16 protein-coding genes and 2 pseudogenes are annotated in these 18,142 nt (G+C 69.2%); 10 read left to right on the top strand and 8 right to left on the bottom strand.

The features are described from left to right. Positions 1-21: 21 nt before the first annotated feature. The 5 genes and pseudogenes from FU658_RS13410 to FU658_RS13390 form a co-directional block, all read right to left on the bottom strand. Positions 22-987, bottom strand: a complete 966-nt coding sequence (locus tag FU658_RS13410) for a hypothetical protein (protein WP_147892542.1) — start codon at positions 985-987, stop codon at positions 22-24. Further along, positions 984-1,853, bottom strand: a complete 870-nt coding sequence (locus tag FU658_RS13405; RefSeq protein WP_222708459.1) for an ABC transporter ATP-binding protein — start codon at positions 1,851-1,853, stop codon at positions 984-986. The genes FU658_RS13410 and FU658_RS13405 overlap by 4 nt, the downstream gene beginning before the upstream one ends. Further along, positions 1,853-2,223: pseudogene (locus tag FU658_RS13400) on the bottom strand (GntR family transcriptional regulator). The gene FU658_RS13405 and the pseudogene FU658_RS13400 overlap by 1 nt, the downstream one beginning before the upstream one ends. A 3-nt stretch (positions 2,224-2,226) precedes the next feature. Next, positions 2,227-2,496: a hypothetical protein gene (locus tag FU658_RS13395; RefSeq protein ID WP_147892541.1), complete on the bottom strand. Its 270-nt coding sequence runs from the start codon at positions 2,494-2,496 to the stop codon at positions 2,227-2,229. A 266-nt stretch (positions 2,497-2,762) separates the two neighbouring features. After that, positions 2,763-3,263: a nuclear transport factor 2 family protein gene (locus FU658_RS13390; RefSeq protein ID WP_187266131.1), complete on the bottom strand. Its 501-nt coding sequence runs from the start codon at positions 3,261-3,263 to the stop codon at positions 2,763-2,765. A gap of 207 nt (positions 3,264-3,470) precedes the next feature. Here FU658_RS13390 and FU658_RS13385 point away from each other — a divergent pair, with 207 nt between their 5' ends. From FU658_RS13385 to FU658_RS13365, 5 genes and pseudogenes are all read left to right on the top strand, one after another. Continuing rightward, positions 3,471-4,169, top strand: a complete 699-nt coding sequence (locus FU658_RS13385; RefSeq protein ID WP_147892539.1) for an FKBP-type peptidyl-prolyl cis-trans isomerase — start codon at positions 3,471-3,473, stop codon at positions 4,167-4,169. 83 nt (positions 4,170-4,252) lie between these two features. Next, a complete protein-coding gene (locus FU658_RS13380) occupies positions 4,253-4,468 on the top strand; it encodes a SlyX family protein (protein WP_147892538.1) in 216 nt (71 codons plus the stop codon). 39 nt (positions 4,469-4,507) lie between these two features. Further along, positions 4,508-5,237: pseudogene (locus tag FU658_RS13375) on the top strand (DUF2058 family protein). A 507-nt stretch (positions 5,238-5,744) separates the two neighbouring features. Further along, on the top strand, positions 5,745-6,452 hold the full coding sequence (locus tag FU658_RS13370) for a TraB/GumN family protein (protein ID WP_187266130.1): 708 nt from the start codon (positions 5,745-5,747) through the stop codon (positions 6,450-6,452). An 80-nt stretch (positions 6,453-6,532) separates the two neighbouring features. Then, a complete protein-coding gene (locus FU658_RS13365; RefSeq protein ID WP_147892535.1) occupies positions 6,533-7,852 on the top strand; it encodes an aminotransferase class V-fold PLP-dependent enzyme in 1,320 nt (439 codons plus the stop codon). 59 nt (positions 7,853-7,911) lie between these two features. On the opposite strand, the gene FU658_RS13360 is transcribed toward FU658_RS13365, so the two are convergent. Next, on the bottom strand, positions 7,912-8,730 hold the full coding sequence (locus tag FU658_RS13360; protein WP_147892534.1) for a class D beta-lactamase: 819 nt from the start codon (positions 8,728-8,730) through the stop codon (positions 7,912-7,914). 136 nt (positions 8,731-8,866) lie between these two features. Here FU658_RS13360 and FU658_RS13355 point away from each other — a divergent pair, with 136 nt between their 5' ends. The 5 genes from FU658_RS13355 (at position 8,867) to FU658_RS13335 (ending at position 16,213) form a co-directional block, all read left to right on the top strand. Then, on the top strand, positions 8,867-10,393 hold the full coding sequence (locus FU658_RS13355; protein WP_147892533.1) for a hypothetical protein: 1,527 nt from the start codon (positions 8,867-8,869) through the stop codon (positions 10,391-10,393). Between the two features lie 60 nt (positions 10,394-10,453). Beyond that, the gene (locus tag FU658_RS13350) at positions 10,454-10,876 is read left to right on the top strand and encodes a BlaI/MecI/CopY family transcriptional regulator (RefSeq protein WP_147892532.1); all 423 of its coding nucleotides are present in this window, start codon (positions 10,454-10,456) and stop codon (positions 10,874-10,876) included. Beyond that, positions 10,873-12,462 carry a M56 family metallopeptidase gene (locus FU658_RS13345; protein ID WP_147892531.1) on the top strand — a complete coding sequence of 530 codons (1,590 nt, stop codon included), beginning with the start codon at positions 10,873-10,875 and terminating at the stop codon, positions 12,460-12,462. The genes FU658_RS13350 and FU658_RS13345 overlap by 4 nt, the downstream gene beginning before the upstream one ends. 132 nt (positions 12,463-12,594) lie before the next feature. After that, positions 12,595-14,745, top strand: a complete 2,151-nt coding sequence (locus FU658_RS13340; protein WP_147892530.1) for a TonB-dependent receptor domain-containing protein — start codon at positions 12,595-12,597, stop codon at positions 14,743-14,745. A gap of 85 nt (positions 14,746-14,830) precedes the next feature. Continuing rightward, a complete protein-coding gene (locus FU658_RS13335; protein WP_147892529.1) occupies positions 14,831-16,213 on the top strand; it encodes a S41 family peptidase in 1,383 nt (460 codons plus the stop codon). Positions 16,214-16,334: 121 nt separating this feature from the next. Here FU658_RS13335 and FU658_RS13330 read toward each other — a convergent pair whose 3' ends face one another. Next, entirely contained in the window at positions 16,335-17,687 is a 1,353-nt protein-coding gene (locus FU658_RS13330) for a pyridoxal phosphate-dependent decarboxylase family protein (RefSeq protein WP_222708457.1), read from the bottom strand. Beyond that, a complete protein-coding gene (locus FU658_RS13325) occupies positions 17,684-17,896 on the bottom strand; it encodes a tautomerase family protein (protein WP_147892528.1) in 213 nt (70 codons plus the stop codon). The genes FU658_RS13330 and FU658_RS13325 overlap by 4 nt, the downstream gene beginning before the upstream one ends. Positions 17,897-18,142: the final 246 nt, after the last annotated feature.

Below are 18,142 nucleotides of genomic sequence, written 5' to 3'. Positions count from 1 at the left end.
TGGGCCGGGCGGGCAGGGGGGTCAGCCCTCGTCGCGCCAGCGGCGCAGGCGGATCGCGATGACCACCATGACCGCGCCGGCCAGGGCACCGATCCACATGTGCGGCAGGGCGAAGCTCTGGAACGCGAAGCCGGCGCTGAACAGGTGCAGGAAGTCCTCGGGACCCTGCATGCCGGAGAACGTGGCCCAGTCGCGGTAGAGCACGTCGGTGCCCGGTGCCACGCTCAGCAGCATGCGCCCGACGATGTTGAGGCCGAACCAGCCCGCACCCAGGTCGAACACCCGCATCAGGCCGAACCACGCCACCAGCACCCAGGCGAACAGCGGCAGCATCACCGCCCACAGGAAGGGCTTGGTGCGCGCCCAGGCCGAGCACAGCAGCAGCCAGCCGACCGCCGGCAACGCCCACACCGCATACACCGGGATCCACATCAGCACGTTGAACGCGACCAGCATCGGGCTGGACGGGCCGATCACCAGCGTGAACGGGTTGCCGCCATGGGCCAGCACGAAGATCGACAGCACCACCAGGAAGGCCAGCATCGTCAGCACCGCCGCCACGATCGCGATGACCGGTGCCACCACCGTCGCGGTCACCACCTTGGACAGAACGGTGTCGCGGTCGGAAATCGGCAACGACTTCCAGAACAGCACGCTGCGATCGCGGCGGTCGTCGTAGAGCGCGCCCAGGCAGTAGAAGAACACCACGAACGGCAGCACCATCAACGGCCACGTGGCGGCCATGTACAGGCTGATGTCCAGGCCCTGGCCCAGCGCCACCGCGTCCTCGGCCAGCACGTCGCGGGTCAGGTCGCTGATGTTCACGCCACTGACCTGCATGTTCTGCCGGCTGCCCAGCACCAGGGCGGTGATGAAGCCCATGATGTTGATGCCGATGAAGACCAGGCCGGCGATCATCGGGGCCCAGAAGAAGCCGCCCTTGGACTCCCAGAATTCACGCTTGAGAAGCCACTTGAAGGTGTTCATGCGTAGGTCCCCTTCATGGTCGAGACGAACAGGTCGGCCACGCCGGGCGTCTTGGTCTCGCCGAACTCGGCGAGCTTGGCGCGCGGCTGCCCGTCAAACAGGAATACGGTCTTGCCAAACACCTGGCGCTCGTCGATCGGGCCAAGCGCCCGTGCCGCTGCCACGTGCTCGCCGGCCACCATCACTTCGACGAATCGGTCACCGACCTCGTCCATGCTGGCCTCCAGCGCGATCTTGCCGTCCTTGATGAACATCAGGTCGGTCAGGATGTGCTCGATCTCCTCCACCTGGTGGGTGGTCACGATGATCGTCTTCTCCTGGTCGAAGTAGTCCTCCAGCAGATGCTGGTAGAACGCCTTGCGGTACAGGATGTCCAGGCCCAGCGTCGGCTCGTCGAGCACCAGCAGCTTCGCGTCGATCGACATCACCAGGGCCAGGTGCAGCTGCACCACCATGCCCTTGGACATCTGCTTGACCTTCATGTCCGGGGTCAGCTTGGTCTTGGCCAGCAGGTCCTCGCAGCGCTTGCGGTTGAACTTCGGGTGCACGCCCTCGACGAAGTCGACGGCCTCGCGCACCTTCATCCAGCGCGGCAGCACCGCCACGTCGGCGATGAAGCACACGTCGTGCATCAGCTCGTCGCGCTCGGTGCGCGGGTCGCGGTCGAGCACGCGAAGCTCGCCATCGAAGGGCACCAGCCCCAGGATCGCCTTGAGCACCGTGGTCTTGCCTGCGCCGTTGGGACCGATCAGGCCCACGATGCGGCCCGGGCCGATATCGAAGTCCACGTGGTCCACGGCCAGGGTCTTCTTGTAGCGCTTGCTCAAACCCCTGGCAGCGATGACCGGCTTGATCGCGGTATCCATCACTTCTTCTCCCCGTCGGCCTTGGCCGTTTCCATCAGATCATCGAAGTCCAGCCCCAGGCGCTGATGCGCTCCACCACCAGGGGCCACTCATTTGTAAGGAACTGGTTGCGCTCGGACGCCAGCAGCTTCTGCCGCGCGCCCTCGGTGACGAACATGCCCAGGCCCCGGCGCTTCTCCACCAGCGTCTCGTCCACCAGTTCCTGGTAGGCGCGGCTGACGGTGATCGGGTTGAGCTGGTACTCCGCCGCCACCTGGCGCACGGAGGGCAGGGCGTCGCCGGGATTGAGGTCGCCGTCGAGCATCATCGCCACCACTCTTTCCTTGAGCTGGAGGTAGATCGGAGTGTTGTCGTTCCAGGTCACGCTCATGGCTCAGATCTCCGCAGTGCGTGGAAGGGCGCGGGAGTAGGAAAAGTAGGGCATCGACAACTGGGCTCTCACGGCGCGCCTCTGGGCGCGGTGTTGGGCCGCTTCCGACGCCGGGTCGGCGGCGGTTGCGGATTCGGTCGGCTGCTCGCGGGTGTCCGCGGCGGACGGCAGGGGTTCGGCCCGGGCCGCGCCATTGCCCGCCATCGCCAGCAGCGCGAGGATGGCGGTCAGGGCGAACAGGCCGGCCAGCGTATGTTTGTAGGTCGCGTTCATTTCGCGTCTCCCGGCGGACTGAGGGACAGTCCTTCTGGATAGGTGTTGTAGGTAACTATAACACCAGTTTGGCCACTGTCAACATCTTCCGCACTTTTGTTCAGGCAGGCACGATCCGCGCCGCTGAACCGGCGCAGATACAAGGGCTTGCAATATGAATCCAGTAGTTTTCCGTGCCCAGCCGCAGTCTTCCCGATGCCCGCGACGGGGCCGGCAGCGCCTGCACAGGGTGGTCCGGCGCCGTGCGGGGCCGTTCCGCTGGAGAACTACAGGCGGTTCTTGATCGCGCTGATGCCCCAACCCAGCAGCGGCACGTGCTCGAACATGCCGCCGGCGGCGTCCCAGTAGTCCTGGTGATAGGCCACGCGGCCGTCGCCGTCGAAGCGCAGGTGGCTCATGCCGACGCTCCAGTTCTCGCGGCCCTTCGCGAACTTCTTGAACCGGATCATCATCTTCCATCGCACCAGGTAGTCGCCGGCCGCGGTGCGCGTGGTTTCCTGGATCTCCACCCGCACGTCCTCGGTGGCCTCGGCGCTGTCGCGCATGTAGGCCATCAGGTTGTCCAGGCCGCGCACGGTCTTGAGCGTGTCGCTGAAGTAGACGTCCTCGGCATAGGTGTCGCGCAGCCGGGTCTCGACCGCTTCCACGGTGAGGTGGCTGAAGAAGCCGGTGAAGCGGGCCAGCGCCTCGGCCTCGCGCGTGCTGCCCGGTTCCATCTGCCCGTCGCCGCGCTGCCTGAGCCGCTCGAGTTCGCTGAAGGTGTCCATCCTGGTCCGCCTGTGTGTGGGCTGTCGTGCCGACTGTGCCGAAGGCCCCGTGATCCGGACATGATCCAATCCTGACCGGGCGATCTGCATGGGGAACCCTGTCGGCCCGATCCGGTCGTATGCGTTGCCCGCCCGCACCGTCGCGGGCTATCGTTCGCCGTTGTGGCCCGGCATGAAGCCGGACAGTCCCCCAGGAGATGCCAAGTTATGAAGCTTTCACCGCGCTACACCGCCACGGCGTTGGCCGTATCCGCCACGCTGATCGCCGGTGCCGCCTTCGGCCAGCAACTCACCACCGAAAAGGACCGTGTCAGCTACACCGTTGGCATGGACATGGCCCAGATGATCGAGCCGATCAAGGACGAGCTGGAAGTCGACGTGGTGATCCGCGCGATCCGTGACAGCCTGGGCAGCGGCAACACCGCACTCACCGCCGAGCAGGCCGATGAGGTGCGCCAGGCCTTCGCCCAGCGCATGCAGGCCCAGCAGCAGCAGCGCAACCAGCGCCTGGCCGCCGAGAACAAGGCCGCCGGCGATGCGTTCCTGGCCCAGAACCGTGGCAAGTCCGGCGTGCAGGTGACCGACTCGGGCCTGCAGTACCAGGTGGTGCGCCAGGGCAGCGGCACCCGCCCGACGGCCAACTCCACCGTGCGCGTGAACTACGAGGGCCGACTGCTCGACGGCACCGTGTTCGACAGCTCCTACGAGCGCGGCGAGCCGGCGCAGTTCCCGCTTCGCAACGTCATCCCGGGCTGGACCGAAGGCCTGCAGCTGATGCAGCCGGGTGCCGAGTACACGTTCTGGATCCCGGCCGAGCTGGCCTACGGCGAGCGCCCGAACCCGGGCCCGATCCCGCCGAACGCCACGCTGGTGTTCAAGGTGGAGCTGCTGGACGTGGTCGAGTAAGACCGGCAGCGCAATGAAATCCGGGCGCCGGCGGAGATATCCGCCGGCCGCCTGCGTTTGCAGCCTGCGTTTAGAATAGGCCCATGTCCGACGACCTCGAATCCCGCCTGGTGGAGCTGGAAAGCCGCGTCGCTTTCCAGGAGCTCGCCTTGAACGAACTCTCCGATGCGCTGGCCAGCTCGAGCCTGCAGGCGGACCGCACGGCGATGCTGCTCGATCGCGCGCTGCAGGACCTCAAGCAACTGCGCACCCTGCTGTATGCCGACCCGGGGCAGGAACAGCCCCCGCCGCATTACTGATCACCCTCCCGCTGCCCACGCAGCGCCGCGACCGAAACGATGACCAACTCCCTCAAAGACCAGCTGATGGGCCTGGGCTTCAAGCCCGCCCCCAAACCCGAGCGCAAGCCCGACGAGCGCGGCCGCAAGCCGCACCACGGCAAGCCCGGCGCACGCGGCCCGGGTGGCGGCAGGCCCCAGGACGGCAAGCCCCACAGTGGCAAGCCCAACAACGGCAAGCCGGGCGCTGAGGGGCAGGGCGCGCGCGAAGGTCGTCCCGACGGGCGTGGCCCGCGGCGTCGTGGCGGCAAGCCCGGTGCTGGCCGGCCCGGGGGGCGGCGCCAGCGGCGGCAAGCGCAGCCAGGAAGAGATCGACCTGGCCAAGGCCTACGCGATCCGCGCGCAGAAGGAAAAGCAGGAGCGCATCGACGCCGAGAAGGCCAAGCAGGAGGCCGCGCGCATCCGCCGCGAGGCCCGCGCGAAGTTCGACGCCCTCATCGAAGGCAAGGCGGTGAACGCGGCAGAGGCCGAGCATCCGCGCCACTTCGAGTACGGCGGCAAGATCAAGCGCGTGTACTGCACCGAGGATCAGATCAAGCAGCTCAACGCCGGCGAGTTGTGGGTGGGCCAGCAGAAGGGCCGCTATCTGCTGCTGCCGATCGCGCTGCTGGCCGAGGCGAAGGCCGTCTTCCCCGACGGCATCGCGCTGGAGGTCGACCCCAACGCCACGCGCGAGGAAGACCCCTACGCCGATCCGCAGTACCAGGTGCCCGACGACCTGATCTGGTGAGCGGCATCGGCCGGGCGGCGCGCGGCGTTCCCGTCCGCGCCGCCTAACCGGCTTTTAATGAGGCGCCGGCTAGACTCCAGCCGCGCCAGCCGGCGCAGCACTTCAAGGGATCTGATTTGAGCACGCGTCGTTGGGTTGTCCGTTCGTTCGCGCTCGTGGCGGGTTCTCTCGCTGCGTCCTTCCTGGTGGCCCCGCTGGCCACGGCCGTCGTTCCCGATGAGGCGGTGGTCCTGGATTCGGTCACCGTTTCCGGTGAGCAGCCCGGTCCCGGCCTGTGGCGCGTGTCGCGCGGCGACCACCACCTGTGGCTGATCGGCATCGTCAGCCCCGTGCCCCAGGACATGCAGTGGCGGCCCACGGAGCTGGAGGAGCGCCTGGCCGAAGCGCACGCGGTGCTGCAGTCGCCGGGCGTGGACGTGGGCACCGGTCGCGGGCGCCTCCATGCGATCACCCTCGCGCCCCAGGCCATCGGCATCCGCAACAACCCCGGCCGCAGACGCTGGCGACGTGCTGCCGCCCGACACCTACGCGCGCTGGATCGAACAGAAGGGCCGCTACCTGGGCCGCGACCGCAAGGTGGAACGCTGGCGCCCGATCTTCGCCGCCCAGAAGCTGCACGAAGCCGCGGTGGAGGCCAATGCGATGGCACGGCTGTCCCCGGTGTCCACGCTGGTCAAGGACACCGCACAGGCACGTGGCCTTCCCCGGGTCGAGTCGACGCTGAAGATCACGATCGACGACCCGCGCGACGCGATGCGCGAGTTCAAGGCCACAGAGGTCGAGGACCTGGCCTGCTTCGAGGCCACGCTGCAGCGGCTGGAATCCGACATCGGCCTGCTGCGCGGCCGCGCGAACGCGTGGGCCACCGGTGACCTCGACATCCTGCGCGAACTCAGCGGCGCCGACCCCGGCAGCGCCTGCATCCAGGCCCTGCTGGGCACCGGCATGCTGGCCCGGCGCGGCTTCGACGACCTGGAAGCGCGCGTGCATGCCTCCTGGCTGGCGGCGGCGGAGCAGGCGCTGGTCGAGTATCCGGTCACCGTGGGTGCGATTCCGATGTCCGAGGCGCTGCGCCCCGGGGGACTGCTGGCCCAGCTGGCGGCCCGCGGTTACACGGTCAGGGCACCGGATGAGTTCGAGGATGATGAGTACGACGATGCCGGCGCGGGGGTCGAAGTATCGACAGCGGCGACGGCGGAGCATCCCGCCGACTGACGTGGCCGATGGCCCCCGCGGCTGGCGTTCTCCCGGGATGGTACCCGCAGCCATCCCGCAGCAAGCCAGGAGAACGTCCGATGAGCTTGACCCGTCGCGAACTGCTTCGTGCATCCCCGGTGGTGGCGTTCGGGGCCCTGTCTCCGGGCGCACTGCTTGCAGCGGTGGTTGAACAGTCGACGCCGATGCCCGACCTGTCCGACTGGGGCCAGGTCCGCGCCCAGTTCCCGCTGGACTGGTCCTACAGCCACTTCGCCTCGTTCTTCCTGGTCAGCCATCCCAAGCCGGTCAGCGATGCGCTGGACGCGTACCGCCGCGCGCTGGACCACAACCCTTACCTCAGCCTCGAGCGCGCCATGTTTTCAGGGCCCGAGGACAACCTGCTGCTGGCCGTGGCCACCGAGGTCGCCGACTACACCGGTGGCACCGTCGATGAGGTCTGCCTGACCGGAAGCACCACCGAGAGCCTCGCGCTGGTCTACCAGGGCCTGACGCTGGAGCCGGGCGACGAGGTGCTCACCACCACGCACGACCATTACTCGCACCACGAGTCGATCCGGCTGGCGGCCGAGAAGTCCGGCGCCTCGATGCGCAAGATCAGCCTGTTCGAGGACTCCTCGCGCCCGGACACCGCCGACATGATCCGCCGGCTGCAGGCGGCCATCACCCCGAGCACCCGCGTGGTCGGCTTGACCTGGGTGCATTCGAGCTCGGGCATCCGGCTTCCGATCCAGGAGATCTCCGCTGCGTTGAAGTCGCGTCCCAACGCCCCGCTGCTGGTGGTGGACGGCGTGCACGGACTGGGTTCGGCCGAGCCGAAGGTGGCGGAGCTGGGTGCGGATTTCTTCTGCGCGGGCACGCACAAGTGGATGTTCGCGCCGCGCGGCACGGGCATCATCTGGGCCCGCGAGGAATCCTGGGCGCGCCTGCGGCCCACCGTGCCCAGCTTCACCGACGAAGAGGCGTACGTCGCGTGGATGCAAGACGCCGCGCCGGCGACACCCACCAACGCACGGCGGATGATGCCGGGCGGGTTCGAGGCCTTCGAGCATCGCTGGGCCACCGCCGCCGCCTTCGCCATGCACCGCAAGATCGGTCGCGAACGCGTGGCGGCCCGCATTGCCGAACTCAACGGGCAGATCAAGGACGGGCTGGCGGAGATTCCACGGGTTCGGGTGCATACGCCGCGCTCGCCCGAGTTCTCCGCCGGGGTGGTCACCTTCGAAGTGGAAGGCGTGCCGACGCGCGAGGTGATCAGCCAGCTGCTCGAGCGCCGCATCGTGGCCAGCGGCAGCCCCTACGCCAACAGCCAGCCGCGACTGGCGGCCAGCCTGGTCAACACGCCCGAGGAGGTCGAGGCCGCGGTGGGCGCGGTACGGGAGATCGCCGGGTCGGCCTGAGCAGCGCGGACCGGGCCCGCCACCGCCGGTGGCGCAGGGGCCCGGTCCGCACGGCGGGATCAGCGCGTCGGTGCCTGCACGGTGTCGCGCAGCAACTGGTGTGCCAGGCGAACCCGGCGATCGCGGCCGTCGATCGAGTCCTCCAGCGCCACCATCAGCACGAAGGCTGCGTCCGTCGCGCCGCCTTCGGTCCAGCCGACGTACCAGCCCACGCCCGCGTGATCGCCCCGGCGCAGTCCGGTACCGGTCTTGCCGTATACGGCCGTGCCGTCGACGTCGCCGCCGCGCATCGCCTCGCGCACCGTCGCCATGTGCTGCGGCGCGAAGGGCAGGTCGCCGCGCCGCAGCCGGTCGGCGAAGGCCAGCTGTTGTCGCGGTGTGATCAACAGCACGCCGTCGTGCCAGGCGTTTTCGGCCTGCGCGCCGAGCATGCCGTTGCCGTAGTCCACCCGTGCCACCCACTCCGCCAGCGTGTCGCGACCAATGCGCGTGGCCAGGGTGCGGAAGTAGCTCTCGCTCGACGAGGCCATCGCCTCGGTCAGGGTCGACGCCTGCTCCCAGTGCGGGAAGTTCGGATAGGCGCGCCCGTCCCAGGGCACCTCCTCATCGCCCCCGGCCAGCGCGCCGGTTTCCAGAGCGATCAGGGCCAGCAGGGGTTTGATCGAGGAGGCCGGTCGGCGCGCCGCGTCCGGTGATGCGTCTGCAAGCACCTCGTGGGTCGTGCCGTCCTCATGCTTGGTCAGCCACACGCCGGGCGTGCCGTAGTCGGCGAAGCGCGCGGCCTGGCTTTCGGGGCTGGCGTGGGCGGCGCCCGCCACGGCGAGGGTGCATGCCATCGCGGCCAGCAGGGATGTGCGGAGCAGGGCAATGCGTTTCATGGAACCTCCTTGCGTTGTGTGTGGCGGCCGACTGTGCGGCGTCGTGCCGGGCCCGTTCCAGCCCTGGGCCCGTCGCGGACGTCACCGCTGTAACGGCTGTCACCACGCCCGCCGGCGCGGTGCTAGTCTGCGCGCCATGCCGCGTATCGAACTCAGCGCACCGGTCCGGGTGGACGGTCGGCCGGTCTCCCCGCAATCGGCGTGGTTGTTGCTGCGCCTGTGGGTGGTGGCGACGGGTGCGGATCCGCACAGTCCGGGCTGGCTGCGCGCCGCCGAAGTTCGCGAGCACTTCGCCCGCGCGCGCAGCAACCCGCGCATGCTGGTCAGCCGCGCTTTCGCCGATTTCGCGCGCTGGGGCATTCGGGTGGGCTGGGGCACGCAGGTGGATCGGCCGCTGTCGATGCTCTCGCTGGCCGGCCGCAGTCGCGGGCCGTTCTGGCTGGCAGCGGGCGAGGCGAAGCGGATCCGGATCACGCTGGAGGGGAAGGGCGCCACCGCCGCAGATGTTCTGCAGTGGCTGGATCTTCCCAGACCGGTACCGGCCGATGCCACGCCCCTGGCCGACGGCCCGGACGCGGCGTATTGGCATGCCTGGGGCGGCGCGAAGGCCGACATGCAGCGCGGCCGCCTGATGGTGGCGGGCGGCGAGGGTGCCCTGGGCGGCTACCGCAAGGCCCAGGCCCTGGCCGGCGACGCGTATGGCGCGGCCCTGGCGCTGGTGCAGCAGGCAATGGTGTGGCGCCGGGCCGGCAATGCCGACGCCGCGCGCGCCGTGCTGGCCGAGCTCGATGCGCAATGGCGCGACGAACAGGCCCCGGAGCACGCTTGGCTGGGCGCGATGGCCGCCATCGTGTCGGCGTGGTGCGCCTATGCCGACCGCAACATCCTCGTGGCCCGGCAGATCCTGCGCGAGGCCAGCACCGACGGGCGCTGGGCGCTGCTGTTCCAGCACCATCCGCGGGTGCGCTGCGAGGCCAGCAACCTGCTGGCGCTGATCCACCGTGCCGAGGCGCTCGACGATGCTGCCGCGCCCGCCGAACGCCAGCAGTCCGCGGTGCGGGCGGTGGCGCACTACCGCCAGGCGCTGGCGCTGGCCTGCGAGTCCGAGCTATTCGACGCTGCCGCATCGACCGCCAGCAACCTCGGCTGGTCGCTGTGGCTGTTCCGCCGCAGTGGCCTGGTCCGGGGGCCCACGCGCAACGAGCGTCCACTGCGCTGGATCGCACTGGCCGACGCCCTCACGCAGCAGCACGGCCTGGGCGGCGGCAGCTGGAACACCATCTACCTGCTGCGCATGGTGCGCGATGGCGGGCCACCCGACGCGCACCCCGAGCTGGCGGCATTCCGGCGCTGGCCGGTGACATCTCCGGCCCAGGTGGCGCGGGAAGTGAAGCCGATGCAGTTCGCGCACCGCGGCGACACGTGGCTGGCGATCGCCGGCACCCAGCTGGCCGAGGTCGATGCCGGCCGCATCCAGGTCGACGCCCTGCAACGGGCGAACCTGCTGCTGGAGGTGGCCTGGTACGAGGCCCACCAGGGCGACCTCGCACGCGCGGCGCAGGCCGCCACCCGCCTGCGCCGGCGCCTGCGCGAACTGATGCCGGTGGACCGGGAGTTCTTCCGTGCCGCACTGCGGCGGCTGCCGGAGCTGGGGAAGGCCTGAGGGCGCCCACCGAACGGCGCATAGGCCATCAGTCAGGGTTGCAACGGCACTAAATTTGTAGTGCACTACAGTTGCAGTGTCCCTTGCCGCCCCGGAGCCCGTCCATGCTCGAGTCCCTTCCCCCCCCGCGAACGCCAGATCGTCGACGTGCTCTACGCGAACGGCCAGGCCACCGTGGCCGAGGTCCGCGAGGCACTGGACGTCGAGCTCAGCGAGCAGGCAGTGCGCGCCATGCTGACCCGGCTGGAGGCCAAGGGCGTGGTCAAGCGCAAGGCCTCCGCACGCGGCCAGCTGTTCCTGCCGGCGGTGCCCAAGGCGGCCGCCACCCGCTCGGCGCTCGACAAGGTGGTGAAGGTGTTCTTCGACGGCTCGCCGACCAGTGCCGCCAGCGCACTGCTGGGCATGAGCGAGTCGCTGGACGAGGCGCAGCTGGATGAACTGCAGAAGATGATCGAGCAGGCACGCAAGGGAGCACGCTCATGAGCACGGTCGTGTTCTTCGAGCTGGCCTGGAAGTCCGTGCTGCTGGCGGGCGTCACCTTGCTGGTGCTGCGCGCGCTGTCGGGCCGCTCGGCCGCCGAGCGCTCGTGGGTGGCGCATGCGGGCCTGGCCGCATTGCTGCTGCTGCCGTTGATCGTGGTGGGCGGGCCGCGCTGGCAAGTGGAGGCGCCGCAGGTGGTGACCCGTGCGCTGGGCGAGGCCGCACCGACCTTCGTGCCGGCCCCCGCGTCGGTCCGCCAGGCGCCCGGGCGGGCGGCCGTCGATGCGGCGCCAGTGCCGCCGGCCGGTCCCTCGCAGGCTGTGTCCCCCCAGTCTGCCGTGACGCCGCCCAAGGGTGGCTCGAGCGCCACTGCTGCGATGTTCTATCTCGTCCCGGTGCTGATGTTGCTGGGGGCACTGCTGCTGGCGGTCGCCCGCCTGTTCGGCCTGCGTCGGCGGGCGCGGGTGGTGACCGATCCCAAGTGGGTCATGGCGATGGCGCGTGCCCAGGAGCGCCTGGGGTTCAAGCGTGGCGCCGCGCTGCTGGTCAGCGACGAACTGAGTTCGCCGGTCAGCTGGGGCGTGGTGCAGCCGGTCATCGCACTGGATCCGCGCTCGGCCGCCGACACCCGTCAGGCCGAGGCGGTGATCGCCCACGAGCTGGCCCACCTCGACCGGCTGGACTGGAGCAAGCTGCTGCTGGGTCGCCTGGCCACCGCGGTGTTCTGGTTCAACCCGCTGGTATGGCGCCTGGCGCGCGAATGCCACCAATTGCGCGAGGAAGCGGTGGACGACGCAGTGCTGTCGGCCGACGTGCGGGGCGATGTGTATGCGCAGGTGCTGGTGCAGGCCGCGCGCTACCAGACCCATGGCGCGCTGTTGGCCGCCAACGGCGTAGCCCCCGGCTTCAAGGGCCTCAAGCAGCGCGTGGCGCGGGTGCTGCAGCCGACGCTGCGCCGGGTGCCGGCCAGCAACGGCTTCGCCTGCAGCTGTGCGGCGGCCGCACTGCTGCTCGCGGCCCCGTTGGCCGCCCTGGCGCCGGTGTGCACCACGGGTGGTGCCGCGGTGGCAGGGACCCCCGCCAGCGTGACCCCGGCGCGCCATGCGTCCGCCGGCTTCACGGAAGTCGAACTGCAAAGCGCCGGCAAGGTCCGCATCGTGCCGGGCGACGCACATGGCTATTCGGTGGTGGCGGGCGACCCCGCCTCGGCCATCGTCGAATGGGCGATGGGTCGCCTGTTCGTGTCGGCCTGCGATGACCGTTGCGAGATCGAGGTCACCACGCCCGGTCCGCTGGGTGCCCTGTCGATCAGTGGACGCGGCGAGATCCTGGTGGGGAACGGCTTCCCGAAGCAGGGCGCACTGGCCCTGGCCCTCAGTGGTTCCGGTCGGATCGACACCCGGGCGCTGGTCGCAGACCACGTCGTGGCGGCCCTGGACGGGCAGGGCGAGATCATCACCCAGGCGCTGTCCGGACTCGTTGCCAGCACTTCCGGCGGTGGCGACATCGTGTATTACGGCAACCCGCGGGTGCTCGCCTCACCTTCCACCGGCGGCGAGGTGCGCCGGGCATCCAGCGACGACGGCTGACCCCGCCCCTAAACGTCCTCGCGGCACCCACCGCATTCCCTGATTCCCCTCGCGTGATCGAACTGGCCGCCAGCCGCGGCCACGGGCCTTCGCGCGCCTGATTCCGGCCCCGGCCGTGCAAGGAACTTGAACATGAACATCCGAATTCCCCGCCGCACATCGCACGCCGGAAAGTCCCGCGAAGGGCGTTCCACGTCGCTCGCCAGCCTGCCGTGCCTGATCGCGCTGGCGCTGGCCCTGCCTGCCGCTCACGCCGCCACGATGAGCACGGGCGAGGACGGCCGCCGCATCTACACCGCCGAGCATTTCGAACGCTTCGCGCCGCGCAACGCCTTCGACATGCTCTCGCAGCTGCCCGGCTTCGTGATCCGCGAACAGGCCCAGACCCGCGGCCTTGGCCAGGCCACCGGCAACGTGCTGCTCAACGGGCAGCGCATCTCGGGCAAGGACAACGAGATCCTGGTCGAGCTGCGCCGCATCGCGGCCGAGAACGTGCTGCGCATCGAACTGGTCGATGGCGCCACGCTCGACATCCCCGGGCTGTCCGGCCCGGTGGCGAACGTGGTGACCGTGTCCACCGGGCGCACCGGCCAGTACACCTGGTCGCCGGAATTCCGCGCGCGCAACACCGACCCCCGGCTCAGCAACTTCGCCGTCTCCGTCAGTGGTCGCAATGGCCGGCTGGAACACACCCTGGGCCTGGACAACGCCTCCAACCATTCGGGGGCCGATGGCCCCACCGTGATCCGCGACCGCGACGGCGCGCTGATCGAAGAACGCCACGAGGCCTGGACCTCGGAGTACAACCAGCCGCGCATCAGCGCCCGCTTCGCGCTGCGGCCGGAGGTGCCCTCTGGCGTGGCCACGGAAGGCGAAGCCGACAACGGCGAGAGCGAGCCGATCGCCAACCTCAACCTGTCCTACCGGCGCATCGACGAGGACTTCCGCGAGGACGGCCTGCGCACCGGGCCCGGCCGCGTGGACCGCGAGCGCGACGTGCGTTCGATCGCCAAGGGGTACGGCCATGAAGTGGGCGGCGACTACGCGTTCGCCCTCGGTGGCGGGCAGATGAAGCTGATCGGCCTGTCGAAGGGCCGCACCATCGACCGCGTCGCCACCGCCATCACGCGCTTCGCCGATGGCAGCCCCGACGCCGGCGACCGCTTCGACCGCGACAGCGTCGAGGACGAGCGCATCGCGCGCGGCGAGTACCGCTGGAGCCGCGGTGTCGGCGACTGGCAGGTGTCCGGCGAGGCGGCCTTCAACAGCCTCGACAACGTCGCGCGCCTGTTCGTGATGGGTGCCGATGGCGAACTGCAGCCCGTGCCGCTGCCCGGCAGCAGCGCCCGGGTCGAGGAGGACCGCTACGAGCTGATGGGCAGCTACGGCCGCCCGATCGGCAGCGACTGGACGGTGAACCTGTCCGCCGGTGCCGAGCACTCGCGCCTGGAACAGGTGGGCGAGGGTGGCCAGGCGCGCACCTTCCTGCGCCCGAAGGGACTGCTCACCGCGGCCTGGCGCGCGTCGCCCGACACCGACGTGAGCTTCAAGCTCGAGCGCCGCGTCGGCCAGCTGAATTTCTTCGACTTCCTGGCCACCGTGAACCTGACCGACGAGCTGGAGAATGCCGGCAACCCGGACCTGCGGCCGTCGCAGATCTGGGACCTGCAGAGCGAAGTGACCCGTCGAATGGGCGACTGGGGCAGCACCTCGCTGCGTGGTTACGTGGTGCGGGTGGACGATCAGGTGGACGTGGTCCCCATTGGCGACACCGGCGAGTCGCCGGGCAACATCGGCACCGGCAGCATGTGGGGCGTGGAGTGGAAGGGCACGCTGAACCTGGGCGGGCTGGGCTGGGAGGGCGGCCGGATCGACACCCGCGTGATCCACCAGCGCAGCCGTGTAAACGACCCGCTGACCGGCGAGCGCCGCCCGATGAGCAACAGCCTGGAGGACTTCGCCCAGGTGACGCTGCGCCACGACCCGCCCGGCAGCAACTGGGGCTGGGGCGGCGGGATGAGCTACGAGTACCGCTCGCGCAGCTACCGCCTCACCGAGCAGGGCCGCATGTGGGAGGGACCGGTGTGGGCGAACGTCTACCTGGAACACAAGGATGTGATGGGCCTGACCGTGCGTGGCACGCTCAACAACCTGCTGGGCGGCACCAGCATGTGGGACCGCACCGTGCACGAGGGTCGCCGCACCGATCCGGTGGCGTTCCACGAACAGCGTGATCGCCTGATCGGGCCGATCTTCACGCTGTCGATCCGTGGCGAGTTCTGATCCGGCACCCTCCACCCGGGCCTTGGCTCGGCGATAATCCACCCGCGGCCCCTCCATCCCGTCAACCCCATCGAGGAACGAGTCAGTGAGCTTCCATATCCGGGTGTTCCAAGGCATCGCCTTGTCGTGCTGCACGCTTTTGGGGGGCTACGCGATGGCCACGCCCTGGTCGGACATGGCGAAGCAGGACCTGCAGGCACTGCACGACATCCTGTCGGAGAACCATCCCGGCGCCGTGGACGAGGAGAACACCCGGTTCCGTCGCTGGCTCGCCGACGGGCTCGAAGCGGGCATGCGCGACGCCGAGGCGGCTGCCAGCCTGTCCGACTACCGGACGACCCTGCTCAAGTACACCAACGGGTTTCGCGACAACCACATCTTCCTGGTTCCGCGTGCCGACATGCTGTATCGGCGCTGGCCCGGCTTCACCGTCCACCAGGACAGCGAGGGGCGCTTCCTGGCGACGCTCAGTGAAGTCCAGGAGGTTCCGGACGGTGCCCAGATCACCCGGTGCGACGACGTCATGCTGTCCGTCCGCCTCGACCGGGACCTCGCGCCCGTGTCCTGGAACCCGGATGTGCCCCACCGCAAGGGCAGGCTGGCCCCGGAACTGTTCTTCCTCGGCATGGACGTGGAGCCGCCGGCATCGTGCGAAGTGGTCGTGGATGGCGTGGTGCAGCCGGTGGACCTGGCCTGGCGCCCACTGCCGCGGGAGGAGGCCCTCGAGAAGATCAGCCTGGCGCGCGGGGCGAACACGCCACCGTTCGGCGTTCGGTCCGTCTCCGGCGTGTGGTTCGTCTCCATGCCCCACATGGGGGACGTGCCCGAAGACTTCTTCACCGACCTCGAGGCCTCCCGCGACCGGCTTCGCGAGGCGTCCCACGTGGTCCTGGACATGCGCGGCAACGGCGGTGGCAACAGCCAGCACGGCGCGCGTGTGCTTTCGATCCTGTACGGGGAGGACGCGGTCGGGGCGATCGTCGGCAGCTTCGACTGGACCGTGGACTGGCGGGCGTCCCCGGGCAACCTGGCCGAACTGCGCAAACAGACCTTCCGCGGCGAGCAGTTCTTCGACGACATGGCGGCCAGCATCGAGGCCGGGCGTCCCTTCCATCGCACGTCGCAGCCACCCACGGCCACTGCCGAACCGGGTGCAGCCAGCCCGTTCAGCGGCAAGGTGTTTGCCCTCACCGACGGGGCCTGCGCCAGTGCCTGCCTCGACTTCATGGACGTCGCGCTGCGCCTGCCCGGCGTCACGCACATCGGGCTCCCCACCAGTGCCGACGCGGTCTACATCGACAACCGTTCCGAGCGGCTTCCCAGTGGCCTTTCCGTGATCTCGTTCGGAATGAAGGTGTACCGAAATCGCGTGCGCGCCAACAACGAGTACTACACGCCGTCGCTGCGTTGGCCTGGGGGCCTGATGACCGACGAGGCGGTTGCCGCTTGGGTGAAGGAGCTGAACTAGCCCACGGGTCTGTTCCTATCGAAGCTGCAACGAAAAGTACCTGGCCTGAAAATGCCATTCCGTGGCGCTCGTAAGAACGGTGGGCACCGATTCGGTTGATTCCGCAAGCCGCGCAGTCCGGTCAATCGACGCTTGCAGCCACGGCCGCGACGATGCGATCAAGATCCTGCGCGCTCGTGGTCCAGTTCGAGAAGGCGGCGCGCACGGTAGGCTGCCCGAACAGCTGGCCGGGCGTCATGAAGGTTTCGCCCCCTGCATTGAGACGCTGCAGGAACCTGTCACGCGCCGTTGCGCCACCCCGGGTCGGGGTGAAGCTGACGATGTTGAGCGGAATGCCGCCAAGCACCTGGAAGCGCCCGGTTGCGCTGATCGCTTCTCCGAACTGGCGGGCAAGTCGGCAGTTGGCCCCGACCCACTCGCCAATGCCCCGCGTGCCACGCGTGGCCAACACCATCCACGCCGGAAACGCCCTGAAGCGCCTCGAGTTCTCTGGCGTGAAGTGCAAGGGGTCTGGATCGTCGCCCAGATACGCCGAGCTCGCGGAAAACACTTCGCGCTGGAGGTCGGGCCGCGCGGTGTACGCGATCGCGCTGTCGTACGGCACGTTGAGCCACTTGTGCAGGTCGACGGTGACCGAGTCGGCATGCTCGATTCCGTCGAGCCGGGGGCGCAGTCCGGAATCGAAGGCGGCAAACAGACCGAACGCGCCATCGACGTGCAGCCAGGCCCGATGACGCTTGCAGATTTCGCTGACACGAAGCAGGTCGTCGAAATCCCCGGTATTGACCTCCCCGGCGCTGGCCACCACGACCGCAGGCCCCCCGGAGTGAATGGCAAGGGCCTGTTCGAGCGCCAGCGGGTCCACCGCTGTGCGCCCAGCCAATGTAGCGACCGGCCGCAGCCTGGACCGGCCAACCCCGGTGATCGACATGGCCTTGAGGATGCTGGAGTGCGCCGACCCGGCAAATACGGTGAGGGGCGCGCTCGACTGCCGGGCAGCCCATTCGCGCGCGGTGGCGATGCAGACAAGGTTGGCGGCGGTGGCACCGCTGACGAACTGGCCGTGCATCGATGATGCCAGCCCGAACGCCGCGCCGAACGCAGCGACCGTGCGGCGCTCGACATCCGCGGCGATCGATCCGGCAGCATTGGACACGTTCTGGTCCCACGTCGAAACCAGCCAGTCCGCTGCCAGCGCTTCCGGCGTGACGCCTCCCGTCACGTATCCAAGGTACCTCGGCCCCGGGGAGGCGGAGATCCACGGAACGATCCGCTCGTTGGCCAGCTTCAGCGCGGCGTCGAAGCCGATGCCGTCCGGCGGGGCCGGCGCCTCGGGTGCCGGCAGGTGGGCCACGCGCTGGTCGCCGATGCCATCGAGGTGGCGGATGGCCAGCGTGTACGCAGCATCCAGCGCATCGCGAAAGCTCCCGCCGCCCTGGCCGCCGATGCGGTCGACGACCTCGCCCGGCGTCACTTCACGGCTCGTGAGATGCGCCGGAATTCATCGGTCAGCATGCCGGCGAAGCCCCAGTTCTGCGGCTCCACTTCATCGATGACGATATGCGTATGTTCCGGACTCTTGTCCAGGACTTCGACCAGGGTCCGGGTGATCTGCTCGACGAGCTTGCGCTTTTGTTCGACGGTCACGCCGTCCTTGGTGATGCGGACGTTGACGTAGGGCACGAGTGTTCTCCAAAGGGTGATGGAGGGGGGGTGCGTGGCGGCAGGGCGCCGCGGCGCTGTGGGTTTAGAAAGTATGATGCGCGTCATATTAGTCGGCAAGTGCCTTGCCCGGGCAACGAGTATTTTTTTCGTGAGACCCGCAGCCCCGGGGGAGTGGGCGTTGTAGTGACGCAACTGGCACCCGAAGGCGGACATGCCAGCCCTGGTGCGGGCCAATGGGGATGCGCTGACCAGGGCTGCATAGTA

The organism is Alkalisalibacterium limincola (assembly GCF_008017755.1).
GTDB classification, from domain to species: Bacteria; Pseudomonadota; Gammaproteobacteria; order Xanthomonadales; family Xanthomonadaceae; genus Alkalisalibacterium; species Alkalisalibacterium limincola.
This window is presented reverse-complemented; position numbering and strand designations above follow the sequence as displayed.